Origin of the sequence: Pseudomonas sp. A0308 (genome assembly GCF_044218815.1) — a bacterium.
Lineage (GTDB): Bacteria > Pseudomonadota > Gammaproteobacteria > Pseudomonadales > Pseudomonadaceae > Aquipseudomonas > Aquipseudomonas iridis.
In genome coordinates, this window is record NZ_CP162581.1 from 752,591 (window position 1) to 770,778 (window position 18,188).

15 protein-coding genes and 6 pseudogenes are annotated in these 18,188 nt (G+C 50.0%); 6 read left to right on the forward strand and 15 right to left on the reverse strand.

Going from position 1 to position 18,188, the window contains the following annotated elements; all coding sequences use genetic code 11:
- Window positions 1-213: 213 nt before the first annotated feature.
- Both AB4P92_RS03450 and AB4P92_RS03455 read right to left on the reverse strand, forming a co-directional pair.
- Window positions 214-327, reverse strand: a pseudogene (locus AB4P92_RS03450) (nickel/cobalt efflux protein RcnA); the annotation flags it as partial.
- Between the two features lie 73 nt (window positions 328-400).
- Window positions 401-514, reverse strand: a pseudogene (locus AB4P92_RS03455) (transcriptional regulator); the annotation flags it as partial.
- A gap of 195 nt (window positions 515-709) precedes the next feature.
- On the opposite strand from AB4P92_RS03455, the gene AB4P92_RS03460 reads away from it, so the two are divergent.
- Both AB4P92_RS03460 and AB4P92_RS03465 read left to right on the forward strand, forming a co-directional pair.
- Window positions 710-1,138, forward strand: coding sequence for a hypothetical protein (locus tag AB4P92_RS03460; protein WP_395598874.1), 429 nt, complete (start codon window positions 710-712; stop codon window positions 1,136-1,138).
- A 42-nt stretch (window positions 1,139-1,180) separates the two neighbouring features.
- On the forward strand, window positions 1,181-2,119 hold the full coding sequence (locus tag AB4P92_RS03465; RefSeq protein ID WP_395598875.1) for a DUF4238 domain-containing protein: 939 nt from the start codon (window positions 1,181-1,183) through the stop codon (window positions 2,117-2,119).
- 128 nt (window positions 2,120-2,247) lie between these two features.
- Here the strand turns inward: AB4P92_RS03465 and AB4P92_RS03470 are convergent, their stop codons facing one another.
- From AB4P92_RS03470 to AB4P92_RS03485, 4 genes are all read right to left on the reverse strand, one after another.
- Window positions 2,248-2,976: a hypothetical protein gene (locus AB4P92_RS03470; RefSeq protein ID WP_395598876.1), complete on the reverse strand. Its 729-nt coding sequence runs from the start codon at window positions 2,974-2,976 to the stop codon at window positions 2,248-2,250.
- A gap of 90 nt (window positions 2,977-3,066) precedes the next feature.
- Window positions 3,067-3,525: a hypothetical protein gene (locus AB4P92_RS03475; protein WP_395598877.1), complete on the reverse strand. Its 459-nt coding sequence runs from the start codon at window positions 3,523-3,525 to the stop codon at window positions 3,067-3,069.
- A gap of 143 nt (window positions 3,526-3,668) precedes the next feature.
- Window positions 3,669-4,910: a hypothetical protein gene (locus tag AB4P92_RS03480; RefSeq protein WP_395598878.1), complete on the reverse strand. Its 1,242-nt coding sequence runs from the start codon at window positions 4,908-4,910 to the stop codon at window positions 3,669-3,671.
- Between the two features lie 60 nt (window positions 4,911-4,970).
- On the reverse strand, window positions 4,971-5,339 hold the full coding sequence (locus AB4P92_RS03485; protein WP_395598879.1) for a histone-like nucleoid-structuring protein, MvaT/MvaU family: 369 nt from the start codon (window positions 5,337-5,339) through the stop codon (window positions 4,971-4,973).
- Window positions 5,340-5,520: 181 nt separating this feature from the next.
- On the opposite strand from AB4P92_RS03485, the pseudogene AB4P92_RS03490 reads away from it, so the two are divergent.
- A pseudogene (locus AB4P92_RS03490) lies at window positions 5,521-5,604 on the forward strand (transposase); the annotation flags it as partial.
- A gap of 107 nt (window positions 5,605-5,711) precedes the next feature.
- Here the strand turns inward: AB4P92_RS03490 and AB4P92_RS03495 are convergent.
- Both AB4P92_RS03495 and AB4P92_RS03500 read right to left on the reverse strand, forming a co-directional pair.
- Window positions 5,712-7,766 carry a hypothetical protein gene (locus AB4P92_RS03495; RefSeq protein ID WP_395598880.1) on the reverse strand — a complete coding sequence of 685 codons (2,055 nt, stop codon included), beginning with the start codon at window positions 7,764-7,766 and terminating at the stop codon, window positions 5,712-5,714.
- Window positions 7,767-7,895: 129 nt separating this feature from the next.
- Window positions 7,896-8,095, reverse strand: a pseudogene (locus AB4P92_RS03500) (integrase core domain-containing protein); the annotation flags it as partial.
- Between the two features lie 320 nt (window positions 8,096-8,415).
- On the opposite strand from AB4P92_RS03500, the gene AB4P92_RS03505 reads away from it, so the two are divergent.
- Window positions 8,416-8,652, forward strand: a complete 237-nt coding sequence (locus tag AB4P92_RS03505) for a hypothetical protein (protein WP_395598881.1) — start codon at window positions 8,416-8,418, stop codon at window positions 8,650-8,652.
- A gap of 675 nt (window positions 8,653-9,327) precedes the next feature.
- On the opposite strand, the pseudogene AB4P92_RS03510 reads toward AB4P92_RS03505, so the two are convergent.
- The 4 genes and pseudogenes from AB4P92_RS03510 to AB4P92_RS03525 form a co-directional block, all read right to left on the reverse strand.
- Window positions 9,328-9,486: pseudogene (locus AB4P92_RS03510) on the reverse strand (integrase core domain-containing protein); the annotation flags it as partial.
- A 96-nt stretch (window positions 9,487-9,582) separates the two neighbouring features.
- A complete protein-coding gene (locus AB4P92_RS03515; protein ID WP_395598882.1) occupies window positions 9,583-10,311 on the reverse strand; it encodes a metallophosphoesterase in 729 nt (242 codons plus the stop codon).
- A 106-nt stretch (window positions 10,312-10,417) separates the two neighbouring features.
- Window positions 10,418-10,687 carry a hypothetical protein gene (locus AB4P92_RS03520; RefSeq protein WP_395598883.1) on the reverse strand — a complete coding sequence of 90 codons (270 nt, stop codon included), beginning with the start codon at window positions 10,685-10,687 and terminating at the stop codon, window positions 10,418-10,420.
- Window positions 10,688-10,882: 195 nt separating this feature from the next.
- Entirely contained in the window at window positions 10,883-11,290 is a 408-nt protein-coding gene (locus AB4P92_RS03525) for a DUF6957 family protein (protein ID WP_395598884.1), read from the reverse strand.
- Window positions 11,291-11,477: 187 nt separating this feature from the next.
- On the opposite strand from AB4P92_RS03525, the gene AB4P92_RS03530 reads away from it, so the two are divergent.
- Both AB4P92_RS03530 and AB4P92_RS03535 read left to right on the forward strand, forming a co-directional pair.
- The gene (locus AB4P92_RS03530) at window positions 11,478-11,945 is read left to right on the forward strand and encodes a helix-turn-helix domain-containing protein (RefSeq protein WP_395598885.1); all 468 of its coding nucleotides are present in this window, start codon (window positions 11,478-11,480) and stop codon (window positions 11,943-11,945) included.
- A 69-nt stretch (window positions 11,946-12,014) separates the two neighbouring features.
- On the forward strand, window positions 12,015-13,040 hold the full coding sequence (locus tag AB4P92_RS03535; protein ID WP_395598886.1) for a YiiX/YebB-like N1pC/P60 family cysteine hydrolase: 1,026 nt from the start codon (window positions 12,015-12,017) through the stop codon (window positions 13,038-13,040).
- Window positions 13,041-13,439: 399 nt separating this feature from the next.
- Here the strand turns inward: AB4P92_RS03535 and AB4P92_RS03540 are convergent.
- From AB4P92_RS03540 to AB4P92_RS03550, 3 genes and pseudogenes are all read right to left on the reverse strand, one after another.
- Window positions 13,440-13,641 (reverse strand): annotated as a pseudogene (locus tag AB4P92_RS03540) (transposase domain-containing protein); the annotation flags it as partial.
- 343 nt (window positions 13,642-13,984) lie between these two features.
- A complete protein-coding gene (locus AB4P92_RS03545) occupies window positions 13,985-16,696 on the reverse strand; it encodes an ATP-binding protein (protein ID WP_395598887.1) in 2,712 nt (903 codons plus the stop codon).
- Between the two features lie 132 nt (window positions 16,697-16,828).
- Complete coding sequence (locus AB4P92_RS03550) at window positions 16,829-17,989, reverse strand: DUF3800 domain-containing protein (RefSeq protein WP_395598888.1); 1,161 nt, start codon at window positions 17,987-17,989, stop codon at window positions 16,829-16,831.
- Window positions 17,990-18,188: the final 199 nt, after the last annotated feature.

Genomic DNA, 18,188 nt, shown 5'->3' on the forward strand with positions numbered 1-18,188 from the left:
AAGTGAAACCGATTGATTGATAGGTGCAACAAGTTCGCCATTGTCCAAATACCTCTGGACGAGGCTCCGGCGTCCAATTAGTACACCTGCAGCCAGCAATGCCTGTTGCACGGCGATGGAGTACAAGGAAAAACCGGGCCCACGGGCTACGAATTTCTGACTGGGCATTACTGATCGAGTCCATATCTCCCAGTCATTCCATCCCACAAGAGAAGGAATCAGACCGCCAGTCAGAGCGAACGCGACGAGCTGGCCCGTGGTGACTTCCCGGTTAGTAAAGTGCGTACGAATATCATTAGCGTGCATCAGTTCGTGTGCATCCCGATAACTAAGACTGAAACGGAAAAGCAAAAAAATATGGCTCAGTAATAATTATTGCTGAGCCATAATTTGTGATAATTCAACTTTGCCGTTTCCTCGAACCGTGCTCAGCTTTCCATTCCTTCAGCGTTTTGTAATTGCCGCCTTTGGTTTCGACGAGTTCGCCGGCACACGGTGTTTTGTTGACTTTCACCCCCCCCGTGGTCACGTCCGGATACAGGATCGGGGCTTTACCGCTGATGTAGCGCGCACGCGTACCCCGAGACAGGGCGAGGTCGAACAGGGGTTGATTCATGCTGGCAATTAATCACCGCACCCACGGGCAGAGAGCACGGTTTGACTCCAAACAGGGCCGCAGACAAGATGGCCTTTTGGCATTGACGACTACATGAAGCCAACACATTTTATTGACTTCGAGGCTTCCGGGATTGCTCCCGATAGCTACCCAATCGAAGTAGAGGTTGTCTTCCCTAGTGGTGAGTACCAAGCCCTGATCCAGCCAGCCTCATACTGGGATCATTGGAGCTACGACGCGCAGGACATGCATGGCCTCAGCCGGGAACAGTTCATGAGCGAAGGCCAGTCTCCCCTCGAAGTCGACAAGACCATGAGCCGACTGTTTGACGGCAAAATCCTGTGCTCCGACAACCCAGCCGACTGCTATTGGCTGGACGTGCTGTACGAAGCTGCGGGTCTTGAGCCAACTTTCGGTGTCCGCCCCTTGAGACATTCATTGGGCGGGAGCCGGCCACCAAGGCCCTTGCTCTGCGTCCAGCCTTTCGCTACCGCCGTGCCTTGGGCGATGTTAGAGCCATAGAAGCTTGTGTAAGCCATTATCTCCAAGAAGGAAGTCGCTCGATTGAAGAGTGAAGAGATCAAGAAAAACAATCACTACGTTTGGGCACACTACCTCAGGGGTTGGGCAGAAAACGGTAGAGATGTATACCGGAAGACAAAAAAGGGCGTGGAGCTTTACAGTGTCCGTGGTGTAGCCTGCGAGCCTCACTTCTACAGGATAACTCCCCTGGATGACCAAGACGTAGAGTTTATCCAGGTTTGGCTTGACAAAGCAGATGAGCACCTTCGAGCGTTCCACTACAAGATGCTCGAAAAGATGATCTATTTGTCATGCGCCATCGAAGTGCTAGACAGAGAAGATCAAGCTCACAAACGTGAATTGCTTTTAGCGAATACCTTAGAGAACATTCACACTACGGTCGAAAATGACTTCAGGCCTATTCTCGACTCACTCCGAAACGGCGATCTGTCAGTTCTTAAATCAGCTCAGAACAGAAATAACCTACACAGTTATATCGGTCATCAGTTTGCCCGAACAAAGTTTCTCAGGGATACATTTATCGACTCGTGGCGTCACGCAGGCGACGAGTATGTGAGGATCGCCAAGAAGACCTGGTGGTTCATGAGCCTAGTTTACGGTGTCAACGTCGGCTTTAATCTTGACCGGTTCTACTATCGAAAAAATGTGGTATGGCTCGTCAATAAAACTAAAACCCCTTTTTTAACCAGTGACCACCCTGTTATCAGTGTTCATCCCTCAGTAGTTGATACTTCCTCAGGGCCACCACCAGAACACTCTGATTTCTATTTCCCCATCTCGCCAACTATGGCATATATGGTCAATGACTCTGAAATGTACGGCAGAGGGGTCATGGAGGCGACGGAGGAATGCGTGGCAATCCTAAATCGAAACATGCTACTTCGGTGCGGTCAGACGGTCTTCGGCTCAACCGCAGCAGTTGTACAGAACACCAAGAGACCCAAACCGAAGACAGCATAAGCCCTCCAGGGCCATTTTCTTTGCCCGAGGTTTGCCAGCAAAGTGAGTGCTTCCCACGTGGAGGTATGAGTATCGACCCAGAGGAACTTCGCGATCAGATCAAAGCAGATCGCGAACGCTGTAAAGGCTTAACGCGGCGGGATGAGCATTGAGTTAAGCGCATCTAGGTAGTCAAGCTGCTCCGGCGTAAGCGACTCGCCGAGTCTAAGCGCGCTTATGTAGTCTTTAGATAGCAGCTTTCCACTATCCTTGTGATAGCGCTGCCGAAACTCCACTATTCCGGACGGATGCAGGGCGTACTCGCTGATTCTATCCGGATTGAGAGTTTCAACGTCTTTATCTTTATAAAATCTGTCATAGATCGCTTCCATGCTCTCCAGTGTCAGGGATGTATGGTCAACTATATTGGGATAACAGATTACTGTGTCATTTTTTCTTACTACATTAAGATTGCTATACACGCCTCTCAATGTTATTGAGCCGTCCGAGTTTTCCTGGTAACCATTGCGACTCAAAAACTTGATTACATTCAAGTCTGTGTGAAAAGCTTTTCCGCCAGCCCGATCGAGCAATAATTTGAAATCTGCTATGACATCACAAGAAGCTACACTACTGAACTGAAAACCATAGCGCGTTTCCTTTAGTTGCAATGATAGGTACTTTCCGACTAAGTCAGCAATCTGCGAGCCACTGGATGTGTACAGTTGATAGATCTTGTCAAACGCTTGGTCGGTTTTTCTGGTTGGTATTAGCTGGGTCGCACGAATATTCCCGTCCAGCTTGAGCGCGAATAACTCATAACCGTTTCCCGTTCTCTCAACGGCGGCGCTAGATACTTTGTAGACATCCCTGGTCATGCAAACCACCTGCAGTGTGTATAGCTTCTACAAAGGGCTCCACAGGGCCCAATGCACTCAAACAGACATCATACTGCTAGCACAGCCTGGTCAGTCAGCGGCGACCTGCAGGTTCATGTGTTCCAGAACCTGGTTGAGGAATTTGCGCTCCTCGCTGTAGAAGAACGCAGAGCGCTCATGAACCGCCAGATGCCTGATGTCCTCCTCCCACTCACCGTACCAGGTATCTTGCTTATCAACGTAGATGGATGGTCGGCCAGGGAATTGGTCACCCGTGATGTCGACGATCAAGCCGCTGACTTCGAGCCAGGCGTGTGACGCGCCGTTTTTCATCGAGCAGATGTAGTGGAATTCGCCCAGGTCTAGGGTGTTCAGGTAGTCACCCATGAGTTCGGAAATGATCCCGCAGCAAGCGCGTGGGAAGCGCTCAATGTGCATCGGTGCTCCCGAGGTTCTGATGACATGCTCCACCGCAGCGCGGAAGCGGGTAACAAGTTGGATAAGAGAATCTTGGAAATGGGGTTGTTGCTGGCTTTTCTCTGTGTCCATGAGTTGTTTCCTTGATAACGAAAAGGGCCCGCAGGGCCCTTTGCACTCAAACTGGCATCATTTTGCCAGCCAACTCTGCCAAGAAGTGGCGTGGGTTCCAATTACTTGTGGCTTGGGTATCCCGAATCCAGCTAGCAGATCGCTTATTTGTCTTCGATCTTAATCAGAGAGGCCATCAGCCCCTCATCCAAGCCAGCGTAATGATCTTCTAAACCTCTGAACGCCACATCGCCACTAACAGTGAAGTCACCACAATACAATGGTGGATATTTAAGCTGGAAAATAGTCGGTGCAAGTGTTTTCCGCTCAAGTATCTGCTTGTTATTACTGATAAGAGCAGCCTTGGCATCTTCAAAGTATTCCGGTGCAATCGTAGCGGTGTTAGCAATCTCAGCTAAAAAGCCTTCATGACTCCTTTCAAAGTAATCAGCTCTGAAGGTCTTCCAGCAGTCGAAAAGCTCATAAACCAGCTCCTCTCGAAGGGTGCCACGAACAGAAAGCGGAATTGTGCGAAGTTTATTAAGCGCACAGACAATTATTGATTCGTATGGCCAGTTCTTCGCATAGTGAGCCAAATAATCATCACCAGTGTGTTGCCGACTCCATGCACAAGCCTCGGTAACGCTGGTTTTCAGCATGTCATTTGGCATATTGAGCAACCAAAAACAAAAGGAAGCTGCGAATTGATAAGTGGCCAACATGTCTGGCTCTTGGACAGAGGCTGCAAAAGCATGGGCAAGACAGTGGTACTCAGCAAGACTGGAGTTGTAAACAAAGTCCTTTTCTTCTTTTGCGAATAAGTGTTTGTCAATCGCCCAGGTGCCGGCCTTGTGCATATTGGGCGCAGCATCTCTCAGCTCTTGAAAATAAGCGCAGCATTCGAGCATGCTTCCCAGATATATGGGTGACTTAAACAAATGATTTTGCCCCTGTTTATCATCTGCCTTGTAGAAGCACACAGAAAAATGCTCAATATCTTCAGCGAAAATAGGCTTACTTATCCTTACAGAATGGCGCCAAGGGAAAGGGACGCCTTCTGCCGCCTCCATGATAAAAAATTTTAGCCCTATGTCTTTTTTAAGCTGGACGACGGAGGGATTATCTGGGACAGGATTTTTTGTCAGATTGAAGATGTGCCATAAAGCCTTCATGCCACGGATTGAGCAATTCATATCAACCCAGTGACGTAGCTCATGCACCATAGGACGAAGTAAGTCCTTGGTTCCCTGTACTACCTCAATGCCTTGATTTGACGGGTCACGCAATGCTTCCCTAAATTTAAGCATTGCATCACGTTCGACCGTATGCAGATGTACTGTTTGCGTAAAATGATTATATTCTGCAACGCTGGACTTCAGAATATGCGATCTTCCATTATCAATCATTTCAAATCCTTAATATAGAAAAGGGCCACGCAGGGCCCTGATTCTTTGTATTCAAAAGTCTTACTGAGTGCGCCACGACTCAACAACGTCCGCGCCGAATTCGTTTTTCCACTCTTTCAATTGGCGATGGTTACCGCCCTTGGTTTCGATCAGTTCACCGGAGTTCGGATTCTTGTAGATCTTGATATCACGTGCCTTGCGCACAGCCTTTGGAGCGGCTGCGGTAGGAGCGCGTGCGGATAATGCCTGAGGATCAAGGATAGCGATTACGTTGCGCAGGCTGTAGCTGTACTCAGCGAGCAGTGCGCGGAGTTTGGTTTCGAACTCGACCTCTTTCTTCAGGCCTTCGTCGCTTTTCATAGCCTCAAGAGCGGCCAGTTGCTCAGATAGGTGTTTTTCAAGCTGACGGAATTCTGCGAGACGAGACATTTTACGCTCCTGTATGTTGATAGGCCATTATCCGGTGATGGCTACGACTAAGTCTAGCAATCGGCAAACTGAAAGGGAGCTTCAATGCATTATTAATGCTCGACACCTGCGTCAGGCTTGATATGTCGTCCCAAAAGGTCGAGCTTCCTATGCTTACCGCCCAAGTCCAGGATGACGCTGTCAGCGCTGGGTAGCGCTGACGCGCTACCTGGACGATGGGCCTGTACCCATCGACAACAGTCCGGCAGAGAACCAGACACGGCCATAGGGACTCGGTCGCTCGAACTGGTTGTTTGCCGGATCGCTGCGCAAATAGGTTCGACGTGAAAGTTAGCGATGGGGCCACCCTTACATTGGCCACATAGCTCTGGCTCAATCGACGCGAGGCGCGTCTTGTTTCGCCTGCTGCATTGCAGTTTCATTTACATCCAAGACTGCAGAGAAGAAAATTGTACTCTCAGATGTGAACCGTGGATGAATTTGGTAGGTCAGGTGATCAATGATGAGTTTCAACTGAATAGGCAGGGCTAGGTAGTCAAGCAATTCTTGAGCAGTTGGTCGATTACCCGACCATAACCGATGAATGACTTTTCTTACTTTTTTCTTGCCATTTTTCCAATGAAATTCAGAAATGGTACTTTCAGTTAAAAATTTGCTGAACGCCGAATAATCCGAAATGTAAACACCATCGATTGGCTTCCTAGAGTAAGGCAGGGAATTCAATATCATTGGCACCAGATTAAGCTCCTCCAGCTTTCTACCGAAGAGATTCTCTACAATCTCCGGGCGCGCTCGTAGGCCTTGTTCCAAACGCTTGACCTGCTTGACCGTATCGCTGATAAATTTTCCGTAGCGCAACGCCTGCACTGCATGATTCCCTGACAGCAGATTGTTTTTGCACTCAATCAAGAACAACGTGTCGTCAATCAGAAGCAGGGCATCGTACTCATACTGCGCGCCGTCGATGGTGAATTTCGTCGGCTTACATTGGTAGTTGAGCCCTTGAAGGAACATGACAGTTTTGTCTTCGAAGCCCTTCCCTTTTTTGTCGATCTGCGTATCAAGAGAGCCCAGCCTAGAGAGAATGACGTTTGGAAGGTTGCAGGTGATAAGTACTTCCGCGAGTAGAGCATACTGATCATTCTGCGAGCGAATCAGCGGCGAGTCATACAGATCGCGACTGTTAGTACCAAATGTCAAATGGTCGATCAGCTCCAAAACGCACGACTCAGGGACACGATAATCAATGAAACCTTGCTCCAACTCCGCCTTATCAAACGAGATCAAACTAGAACCTGACTTCATTCTCTTGGCTTTGGCCATGAGCTTGAGTGCGCAATAGCCACGTACCCATTCGCGTAAGGTGAGACCGTGATGACGGTCTTGGTCAGAGAAAACATCAAATGACAGAATCTCTGTAAGGGTAGTCAGAGTAACTCCCTCATCCTCCGATACGAAGCCGCCCCCCGTCAGCTCTGGCGCTTTCGCTCCCTTGGCTACGACGGCATTGCGTAGTTTCGTACCTTGCATGAGTTGAATAGTGTTCTGAACGCCCCAAGAATGCTGCCTACGGTTAGCCAGGAAGTCGTAGGCCTCTTCATCAGCGGGCTCACGTTGAAAAAAAATCGGATTCGGAAACTTTTTGTAAACGTGGCTCGGCAAACTTTCGCGGGGAATGCCAAGGGCCTCCATTTCGCCGATTTGGCCGCCGAAGAAAAGCGTGCGAGCGCCTATATCTTCAAGGGTGTTCCACGACATTGCGTAGAACTGAATGGATCCCGCTTTGAAAGTATGATCGGTAGAGATCTCCGGCTTTACGGGAGCCACGACCTTCCCATCTACTAGCATTTTATACTCAAAAGACAGCATTTTTAGCGTCAAGCTGAGCATGTTTACTATGTTCGAATATGCAATATCCAGATTTACTTCAATTCCGTTTTCGAGCTTAACCATAGTCATTTCTGGCATCACGAATCGCTGCCTGGCTTTGACTTTAGCCTTGAGTGCATTGATTGCTTTCATACCTGCTGCGTCTAGCTCCTTCAATTCTCCAGCAGCGCGTTCGACTTGACTCCAAAACTGGATGTCTTGGGGGTATTTAGATATGGCACATTGCGGCAGAGATGCGCGGATGTCGTCGAAGCATTGCTCAATAATTTTGATCTTTCCGTTGAGATCGAGGGCGTACGACTGCGCAGCCGGATGTTGATCCATTGCAGGGTCATTCAGAAGTGAGTCGTAGAATTTATTCCGTTTCGCTCGATCCGCCCGCAGTTGAAAAGCACCAGGCTGTGCCATTTTTCCTGCCAGGACTGCTTTAAGGGCACTAGACTCGAGTTGTTTCAGAGCATCAAAGGCCTTCTTGAGATCAAGCTTATCTAGTGCATTTTTTAGCTGTAGGCGCGGTTCGTCGTGTTCAGCACTCATAGATCGTCCTTAACATCATGTAATAGTGGCTAGGGCACCGTAACCAGCAAGACTAACCACCTTGCGTAACTGCGTCGGGCACTCACCCGTGGTGGACTTGCCCCTACAAAACCGGACACCAACTTCCTGTTAAATTGATGCGGCTGCCAAGCGCCTGAACTCCCTCGGAGAGCGAAATTCAATGCGCTGTGCGGATGCTGCTCGTTGTAGTGTTCGAAGGCAATTGCCAGGTTGCGTAACGCCGTTTCTCGATCCGGATTGGGCATATGCGCCACGTAATCGCGCTTGATCGTCTTCACAAAGCTCTCAGCCATGCCGTTGCTCTCAGGTTTAACGCTGAATCGCCCCAAATTCCGTAGAGAAGACTGACTGCTTCTGGCCGATAGCTACGAGGATCATTCATGAACCAACCTTATCGGCAGTTCGAGGTCGCAGCAACTGCGGGAGGCTCCGCCTGTTTTGATGTCGACGTGTTGCTCCGATGCCTGAACAGAAGCGTTTCAAAATGAGAAATTATGGCTCAGCAATAATTATGGCTGAGCCATAATTTGAAATAATCCAGTTTCGCCGCTTCTCCACCGATGGTGTAACTCGGATCTCCTGCCGTAGACCGTCCAAAGCTGATCGGCCTGCGTCACGATGCGCCTCTATGGTGACAAAACAAGCCGTGGGCCAAGATCTTGAAAAGCTCTGCGAGCATTCGCGCGTCGAGCAATGCATGGTGGGGCGGATCAGACAGCTCTACATGTTCAAAAGCTTCCGCATCGACCTCATTAAAAAGGATCGCGAGATTGGTCGGTTGATTCAAAACCTGGACTGGCCATGGTTGATGATCTGCACAAACGAGATCACGGAAAAACTCCCAGTCCCGATGGGGCGCATCTGAACACACCTCAAGCTTCTCGTCGAAGCAGCCTAGAAACCTTCGAAGCGAGGTCTGGGATTCGATAAGCGACTGACCATGCTGCAAAGGATCAAGCTGCGGTAAAACGTTCTGGATGACGAAATCACTGCAGTTTTCAATCGAATAGGCATCCGTCAACTCAACGTAAAATTCTTTGCCTGACTCCGACACCAGCGCTAGAGATATCAGCTTCGAGTGCTAATTGAGCTGGGTAAATTCGCAATCTAGAAACATTTTCAACGCCCTATCCTTTTCAACGAGTGTTAGCGTGGGCTGTCATTGGCGCCCACCCTGAGTGCACTGCTGAGTCTCTTGCAAAATCGCACACGTCAAGAACTCTTGGTCGACTTGATGTCCGTCATTTACACGCGAGTATCCGGCGCTGGTGACCTGTAACAACTCACTAAGGCACGCGACAGTTTGTGGCGCGATTAAGCCGGAGAGGCCTGCTATTTTCAGCCCGAGCCAACGTGCGCTGTCTAGTGCGGAAGTCGGGGCGCGTCGACCTAAGGCCGAACGACACCAGAGATCATATTTCATCACTGTGATGGGTACCCCCCACACAGAGCGTGAAGTGTTCAAACCCACCCTCGCATGAAACGAATGATCTGCAAAGGCACTGGACTTGCCTCTTCATAACCGGACACCAACTCCCCGTTAAATTGATGCCACTGCCAAGCGCCTGAACTCCCTCGGTAAACGGTAGTTCAAGGCGCTGTGCGGATGCTGCTCGTTGTAATGCTCGAAGGCAATGGCCAGGCTACGTAGCGCCGTTTCTCGATCCGGCTTGGGCATGTGCGCCACGTAGCTGCCCTTTCGAACTGTAACGCACATGGGACAGGGCTACCGATAAGCCAGTCAGCAGCAAGCGGTTAAGTGTGCGCATGGTAGCCTCGACTCAGACATCACTGTTCAAATCTCGATCTGAAGATCCGGGTCGAAACCAGTCTGTTGGCTCGGATAGCCGCGAGGATTTGAAACAACTCGGCATCCACGCGTTACGAAATCCGCTGCGATGTGGGTATGTCCGTAAACCCAAAGATCAGCCTGCGCAACGAGCTCTGGCCAATTATTCGCGTAGGCTGCGATCAGGTGTGCGGGTAGATCATCACCGACGAAATCCAACACCGGCGCATGGTGCGTAACTACAACGGTTTTGCCATCAAATGGCTTGTCCAGTTCCTGTGTGAGCCAGGCATAAGCTGCTTTAGATTTAGCGATCAGGTCATCGGGACGAAGGCGTCGGTAACTCTCCTCTGTTCTGATGACGGTGTAGTCGTTCATCCAGTCCCAAGCAATGCGTTTCGCGGCAACCACATCACCGGTAGATGAGTAATCTGTCCACGCTGTCGTGACCAAAAACCGGGTTTGATTTAGGATAAGTACTTCGTTTTCGAGTACGTGGACATGTGGCGCTGCTGCCTCCTTCATCTTCCGCAGCGTGTGGTCAATGTGGCCGCCGTAGTACTCATGATTACCGCAGACGTAAATCACCGAGCACTGGAATGTGTCGTTCGCCCAAACCACGCCGCGCGATTTAATATCAATGTCACCAGCGAGAATGACTACGTCCGCGTCGCTTGGGACGGGCTCGAATCGAGCGAAGCCCAGGTGCAGATCTGAGTAAATCTGAATTTGCATAGCAGACGACCACTTTCGATTTAGTTGTACATTGCATACAGCTGCGGCGGGCGGCCTCCGAGCATGGCGCGCCTTGCCAGGAGAGGTTGCGATTTACGTACTCAGATTAAAAAATCACTCGAAGCCCTTTGAGAGAGCGAGGGTCAACAAGACGTCCTGCGGCATCGGTATAAGCCTTTTCATCGCCTATGTTATGAATGCAAACACGAGCTCCATTGGAGTCATATCCGACCAACAGCCCCGAAAGCATTTCCATCTTCCACTTACCAGTTTTGTTCATCCACCCAGGCGTGACGACCTGAATTTCTGTAACGACAAAATCGCTGGTTTGTTGGGAAAGTATTTCTTCGAGCATATCGACGTCACTAATCATCATGGTGCGTGTCTATACCCTGCCCTCCAATCGCTCCTGAAGGACGACGTGATACCAAGGATGAGCCAAGTGGCGTTCAAACATCCGCCAGTTCGAATACCCATCCCCAAAAAAATCAGGAGTGCCCTCGGCAACGGTTTCATGACTTCTAAACATTTCACATTCCCGTGGATCTACAGACCGGAGTTGCAGTTGACATTATTGATAAAGAGACAGTATCGCGGCGAGATTGGCTGACTTTTCGTCGCCGTCTCCCGCCAAAACGTACACAGTGTTTTTGGTTTCAAAGAGAAAGCCATCTTGGAATGAAATGGCCATGGTGCTGCGTACCCAGTTTCCATAATCGAAGCGTCCTCGGCTGTCTAGGATGACTTTTTCGGCGAACACAAAGAGCGGCAGGTGACCATGAACGTGGATTTTGGTGAGATCCGTATCGCTCGCTTTCGCGCGCACGATCGTCCACTCCTGAACGATGCAAAAGCCTTTGTCAGGGAAGCGGGCTTGGACGATACGAATTAACGCCTCTTGGTTTTCACCGGAACCAAATCGTGGTTCTCCTGGGGTGTTGAACAGCTCGTTGGCTGCTTGGATTTCTTCGAACTCCATGCTTCATTCCCGTCAATACATATCATATGTTTAAACGCATCACCGCCAGGAAGCTCACGGAAGCAACGCCATCTCGGGCATTACTTTCTCATGAATGAAGAAGCCGGACGACCCATAACGAGGATTATATGACGTGTTATGGATCGGCGCAATGTGGCTTTATCCTCCGTTTTGTAGAGGATCATAAATGTCTCTCAGCGAAGCATTTGCGGTCGTTATCCGGGCCTTGAGGCAGAATTCAGGAATGTCCCAGGACGACCTATCTTTATTAGATCGCTCTTATCTGAGTCGCGTGGAGCGCGGTAAGGGGAACGTTTCAATCGAAATGCTCCTGAAAATTTCAAAAATGCTGGACGCTGAGCCGACTCTGCTAATGCTCCTGACAACTTCTTGCCTTTCTGAGGAGGCGACAGATGCGGCATTGCAGCGGATCTCGAGGAAGTTAGAGACTCTGAAAGAGACTGGTGTGATCGAGCTGATCTCCAGTGGTGGTAGACCACGCCGACATGGACGCCCCTCCAATCTCGCAGCGAGTGAACGACTAAAACTTGCTCCACAGCTGAAGCAAAAAGGCCTATCTAATTCAGAAATAGCTCGAGAATTGGACGTTTCTAAATCAACGGTACAAAGATTTCTAGCCAAGGCTCCTCATTAACGGTAGACACTGAAGCTACTGCATTACCATTACAGGTCAAGCGAAAATGAATTCAAAGGACATAAGAGCATGATTAAGGTCGACATTTCAAAACTAAAAAAAGGGGACATAATCCTTTCAACCTCAACCAAATTTCAAAGCAAAGTAATTAAATTCTTCACCAACAGCGATATATCGCACGCCATGATTTGCGTGGCTAACGGATCTGTAATGGACTCTACGGGAGACGGAGTCCATGCACGAAATATTGAAAAAATGTTTTATGATGACAGTTGTGCAATTTACGCCTACAGACTAAAAAATGGCATTTCAGAAACAGAGATGCAAGCTGTTTTGGCGTATGTGCGAAGTGAGACTGGGGCTCCATATACAACCGCAGGTGCGATGTCCTCAGTAGTACTTCCGAAAGTCAAAGGGGGTGAACTGCAATTTTGTTCGAGACTCGTCGCGCGCGCCTATGAAAAGGCCGGAATTCATCTAACCGCAAACCCTGACACATGCACTCCTGCTGACATTCAGAACTCCCTACTACTTGAGCTGATACCAGGCGCCGTGATCCCTGTAACAGATGCTGACATTGAGAACCTGAAGACCCAGGGCGATACAACAGTGACTTATCGCAGCGTAGAAGCTGGGTTACTGCAAAGCCTTAGAGAAATAAGGCCCAACATCAGAAATATGAATGACATCGATCGAGTGCTGAAAGATGAACCATTATTAGACGACATATTTTCGAGCATCTTTGAAGAGTCTGGTTATTTAGAGTTTTGGCAGGTCGAAAGAACTAGATTTCCATGGCGATATGACGAAATCGAAATTGTTAAACTCTATAACGAAATGGAGAACAAAGAAGATCTAATTGGTTATTGTGAGAGCACCATCACCAATGATGCAGGCGGGAAAGGCGATTTCATGCACTGGGATCAAAACCTAAAGCGCTACACAGACTACGAGCGAGAAACAGATCTGAGGACATTCTCCTTGATCAAGGGCTTGTACATAAACCTGACTTCAGGTCATAAATTGCGTGTAGAGTCAGCCAAGATCTTAGTCACAAAGTACAGAGAGCAAAATCAGGCTGAAGTCCTAATTTGATTCTTCTCATACATCTTGGCAAGGTCGCCTCACGGGCGACTTTTTTTTGAATTAGCATCTGTCTGGAATTCGCGCCCTCCAAAAAATCCTTACTAACAACTCGGTCTGCCTTGCCCAACAAACTGCGTAGGTCTGCCAGGGCAGAATCGTATGAACACGCAACTGCTGCAGCGTTCATCAAGGTGATCACCAGACGCACCACGGAGTCCAGAGATTGCTCGACTTGTCCTAACCTCAGACTCACTAAAGCCCTAAGCTCTGTACAAAATCCCGAGAAAACCAATCGTCGCCCCTAGGACGCTGAGATTTTATAGAGTCACCCGCCATCAGCGGAAAGGAACTCTGTGATGGCAAAGTGTTAAAAGCTCTGTAAGTAATAGGGCATCCCATCTTGCGTAGCTAGGCCGGTTGCCACCGATCCGGCAACAACTCACCAATTTCACTCGCCCGCTGCGTCTGCAGGCGAGTCAGAACGTCCTTCAGATAGGCATACACATCGTGCCCGTTGAGCTTGGCCGATTGGATCAAACTCATCAGCGCCGCCGCGTTGACCGCTGCGTAACGAACCCGCAAAGAGCCATTTTTTGCGTCCGAGCGCCCATTGTTCTTAGTGATCTATGTTTCTACGGAAAACTTCCCACGGCTGTGTAACTCCTATATTAAACATGTTGAAAAAAGCAACTACAAAGACTTTGACGACGATTCACAAAATGAACTACAACTTATAACAACCCAAGGGAATAGTTTTAACGCCACATATTATGAGGAAACACGCAAGGTCAATCAGGCCGACGTAAACATCCACCACCATTTATTACACTTCAAACCATCAATGGACAGTTATGAAGGATGATAACTCCACTACAGCGGAAGCAAGCTACAAAACTTGAGTCGGCGACCACATTCAGGTGCACCTACTGGAAGCCACTCATCCAAAAACCGCATCAGCCATGAACTTTCTTACGCAAAATGCCAACCACATTTCCGATTTGGTTTAATAGCTCCTTAGCCTCATTTTTTTCAAGCCCTTTTATATAATACTGCAATCGCTCAACCTCAGAAGCTGCTCCCACATAATCCTTACAAAGCGCAAGTATTTCTGCATACTGCCCCCTGACCTGAACCATCCTTCCGATTAGACCCATCTCAGAGACGACCCGCAAAACCTGTTGCTCAAGGATTTCTCTCGCTCCCACATAATCACCTGCATTCGCAAACTCTTCAGCTGCATCCTGCCCTAACCTCACGAAGGAATCGTAAGCATTAACCATATTGTAAAATTTCATGGCATGTATGCGAGTAAAGCCCGACCTGCGCCCCTGCGCACTCAGAATTTTCGCATACAAATCCAAAGAGTCCGCAAGGTGCTTGATGTCCTCACTCACGTTGTCTGATCGCTTTATAACTTTCCAAAGCACATCTGGATTCTTGCCGATAACATCATTCGGTTCAATCCCCAAAATCTCATAATATTCGTCCATAACTGCCTTACACAGAAGCTCCGCTGCGTTATAGCGTTGAAGCTTCCACAGTGCTAAAGCATGGGTGTAATCGAATATCCGCCTATGAACCGAATCTGGGATTTTTGCGGCAGCAGACTCAACCGCTATGCTTACATCTTTTTCATGGCCGAGGTGTGCTGCAAATAACATTTTTTTCATCGCTAGCGATAAATGCTCGCGAAACTCAAATCTGTGAGAATCTAGAATCTGCTCCATCATTGACAAGTGGCTTGACGCGTCATTATAACGACCATCTCTCATCAGAGAGAATACAAGTCCGTCAAGCGCCCAGAACACTTGCCCTGGTTCCAAACTTCCCGAATCTACTGCACGCGCCAAACTAGAGGCTATATCTACCAAAATTCCCATCTCATAAAAAGTCTCCTCACCAGCCAACTCGATAAGCGGCTCGACATCATTGAGTTTAATGAAAACTTGAATTAGAAGTGAAATCCGCGAGGTGTCACGGTTTTTCTCCAGGCTCTGGATCAGCAATTCCTTCAACGTCAGTAAGGCAGTAGTGACCGCAGGCTCCCCCATGAGCTCCAGATGACGTAAACCTAGAGCACGGACGGCATCATGGACTTTGAGTGTTTTGGCGCCAAACACCTCAACTGTCCCCGTGGCCTGGATTTTCTTGATTGCCGCAGCAGCGCCACCCGGTGACAGCTTGAGGGTGCCTTGGAGCAGGCGAACCACTTCTTCTTGGGTCAGCCCGGTGTCGGCCAAGCTGACGACTGCTAAGGCATTCTGTGTAACTGCATCATAACCCTCGTAAACACGCGCCAGGATAATCTCCTGAGCGGTCTCAGCGACGTTTGCCTGCTGGGCAAGGTCAGCGCAGAGCGTTGCAATGTTTCCATCGTATTCAGCTTTGGCAACCGCAATGGCACTGTCTACGTACAACGGGAGACCACCAGAATAGGCCCTGAGCTGTTCGAGTGCCTGAGGACTACCGTAAGCGCCCGCGCTATTGGCAACCTGAGCAACCGTATCGAGATCCCAGCCCTGCAAAGTCTCACGACGTAACGCCATCACGGCTTCGAGCTCACGTACATTTTCATGAGGCTGGCAAAGAAGAATGAAGCGGATGTGCCGAGTCGCGTTCAAGAGATCGCGGATGTTCGCTACAGGTACACGATGGGCGTTGTCGACAACAACAAGCAGAGGTGCCTCAGCCTGTTCTAGGAACCTGTCGAACGCCCGAATCGCCTCGTAACCACTCGCTCCGGGCAACAGTATCTTCCGAATACCATCTGGGTCTCGCTTCATGTATTTGGAGGCAAGCTCCCGCACAATCGAGCTTGCGAGAGCGGGCCCTGGTAGGTCACCTACATCGTAATAAGCGTATGGTTCAGGACTGTGCAGAGCAGCATGAGCAACCCAGGCGGTCTTACCAGCACCGGACAACCCACAGATTATGCGCACTCGCTCCGTTGAAGAGAGCTCAGGCTCATTCTGTTGCGGCCTGTATGAGGGAGGCGGAGTTGGAAAGTCCTGCAGTTGCACAATCAACTGCTCAAAGAGGCCCGGCAAATCTGAGGTGTGGAAAACATGCCTAGAGTTTCCTTCCCCAGCAGCACACGCGAGCATCACCAGGCCCGCCATTTTCCAAGTCAGGGAGGAAGGCGATAGCAGCGAAAAATTCAACTTTTCGGCCTCTGCCGTACACCACTGAGCGGCCTCCTCCAGAGATGTCCAGGCAGGAGGAAGACAATCAGGGCGCAACGCGTTTGAACCAGGGGAAAGGTAGAGCAAGTCAGCAGGCGTCTTCTGCTGGTCAACCTCACACCGGAGGGTTTCCCCTAACATCTGGTTTGCGACGATGACGAATTGGGCTACACCAAGCCGCCGCCCTGTCTCATGCTCTTGCTTGAGGAGCTCGAAGCGCTCCAGCGCCCCAGAAACGTCAACCGGCATAATGGGTTTTGAGCGCGTTTTTACCTGGACGTACACCTGGCCGGCTTCAGTGTTGAGTTCCACATCCTCGTCCCGCTCGACCAGCACTTCACGTACGCCGGAAGATTGCGCCAGGAGTAGGCAGCCCACAGCATACAAATGCTGATAAAGAAAGCCCTTATGAACAGACTCAATGCGCTTAAGCTGTGCCGGGTCTAGTACGCCGTCGTGAGGGGTCTGGTCATTCGGTTGCATGGCAATTCCATTTGGCATGGGGTAGAGAAGCTCTGCGCAAGAAGTATTGGCTAGGCGACAGCGGGCGCTGCAACCATTGTTGGTGACCGATAGAGGCAGGCGGTACCGGCCCCTTCTCTAACCAAATCACCACTAAAGTGCCTCAAGCGACAGTAGCAGCTTTCTGATTTCAGAAAATTGGTCTGACCCCAGGATGTCGTAGTCCCCAACACTGCTAAGTCTATAGACATCGCGGGCCTTTTTGATCCGATCAAGAAGCGGAAGAATCTGACTCGATGCCAGCTCCAGAAAATCGTTGATGTCAGCCCTCGACCGGGGAATTTTGTAGCCCTTAGGGGCGCTGGCGATGATCACTTCAGCATCACGTAATTTCGCGATCCCACTGGATCTGATCTTCTGCTCGGAGAGCCCTTGGAAGCCCCTGTCGGCAAGATGCTTGGCGATGTCCCCGGTAGAGACGTATTCGTCGCCGACGAATTCGCTTCTGAAGCGCAGGTAGTCCAGGATGCAGAGCTGAAGACGCTCGTCCTCGTCGGGATGCTTGCCCACCTTGGTGAGGAATTTATCCGCCTGCTTCAGCGCCTGCTGATGAACACGATGGTCTGCATACGCTGATTCATCCATGGGAGGAGGAATCAGCGACTGGTAGCGCAGCGGCCATTCCAAGAGGCCTATCGTGCGGTAGCGCAAGATGTTCTTGTACACCTCAATGACCTCGCCGCCGGCCTTCCCCTCGTAGATATGGGCGACTGTGCCGGCGAAGAAGTCTGCAACCTGGATCAAGACATCGTCCTTGCTGCTTTTAGTCGTGAATGCCGAGTCACGAAAGAGATCGCCCGAGTATCGCTCAGCAACATACTTCCTCAGGCTGGCCTGGAACTCCGGGCCACCATGCTCATCGACGGTCAGGTGCAGATCCGGGCAATGATCGAACAGGCGCGAATACAATAGATTATTCACGTGCTTGATGAAGGATTTTTTGAATTGCAGGCCACCGTCTTGATAGACCCGGCTTTTATCGACGACGGTGAAATATAGCTTGAGCGGCAGCTCGGCAAGATCCACCAAAATCCTTTTGCGGCGATCCGCGCCCTTAGATTTAAGCCTGCTGGACTTGATCTCCCCAGACTGGAAGTGTGTGGATCTCACCCCGCCAGCAAGCTCGTAAGCCCGAGGCAGATCCTGCTCGGTAATGATGATCGAGCACACCACGAAAAAACCTGAGCTACCCGATTTGGAGGTATCCAAGTCGTGATTGCCCGACTCATCGACAAACGCGAACGTCCTTCCCACGCAGCTACTCCGTAATCCCAAGCGCATAGCGCGCCTATGGCATGTCACCTAGCCGCCAAATAGTGCCTGGAAAGCTAACCCGTCAAGTCCCATACCTGTCACGCTGATAGCTTTATGCCACAATGTCGACAGCTACGCGAGAGCCGGTACTGGGCATGACTATCCAGGGTTTGATGGCGCTGCACCCTGTGCTGCCCTG

Coding starts and splice junctions, on each gene's coding strand:
- AB4P92_RS03460 (WP_395598874.1), top strand. CDS start 710: ATGAAGCCAACACATTTTATTGACTTCGAGGCTTCCGGGATTGCTCCC.
- AB4P92_RS03470 (WP_395598876.1), bottom strand. CDS start 2,976: ATGACCAGGGATGTCTACAAAGTATCTAGCGCCGCCGTTGAGAGAACG.
- AB4P92_RS03475 (WP_395598877.1), bottom strand. CDS start 3,525: ATGGACACAGAGAAAAGCCAGCAACAACCCCATTTCCAAGATTCTCTT.
- AB4P92_RS03480 (WP_395598878.1), bottom strand. CDS start 4,910: ATGATTGATAATGGAAGATCGCATATTCTGAAGTCCAGCGTTGCAGAA.
- AB4P92_RS03485 (WP_395598879.1), bottom strand. CDS start 5,339: ATGTCTCGTCTCGCAGAATTCCGTCAGCTTGAAAAACACCTATCTGAG.
- AB4P92_RS03495 (WP_395598880.1), bottom strand. CDS start 7,766: ATGAGTGCTGAACACGACGAACCGCGCCTACAGCTAAAAAATGCACTA.
- AB4P92_RS03505 (WP_395598881.1), top strand. CDS start 8,416: ATGGTGACAAAACAAGCCGTGGGCCAAGATCTTGAAAAGCTCTGCGAG.
- AB4P92_RS03515 (WP_395598882.1), bottom strand. CDS start 10,311: ATGCAAATTCAGATTTACTCAGATCTGCACCTGGGCTTCGCTCGATTC.
- AB4P92_RS03520 (WP_395598883.1), bottom strand. CDS start 10,687: ATGATGATTAGTGACGTCGATATGCTCGAAGAAATACTTTCCCAACAA.
- AB4P92_RS03525 (WP_395598884.1), bottom strand. CDS start 11,290: ATGGAGTTCGAAGAAATCCAAGCAGCCAACGAGCTGTTCAACACCCCA.
- AB4P92_RS03530 (WP_395598885.1), top strand. CDS start 11,478: ATGTCTCTCAGCGAAGCATTTGCGGTCGTTATCCGGGCCTTGAGGCAG.
- AB4P92_RS03535 (WP_395598886.1), top strand. CDS start 12,015: ATGATTAAGGTCGACATTTCAAAACTAAAAAAAGGGGACATAATCCTT.
- AB4P92_RS03545 (WP_395598887.1), bottom strand. CDS start 16,696: ATGCAACCGAATGACCAGACCCCTCACGACGGCGTACTAGACCCGGCA.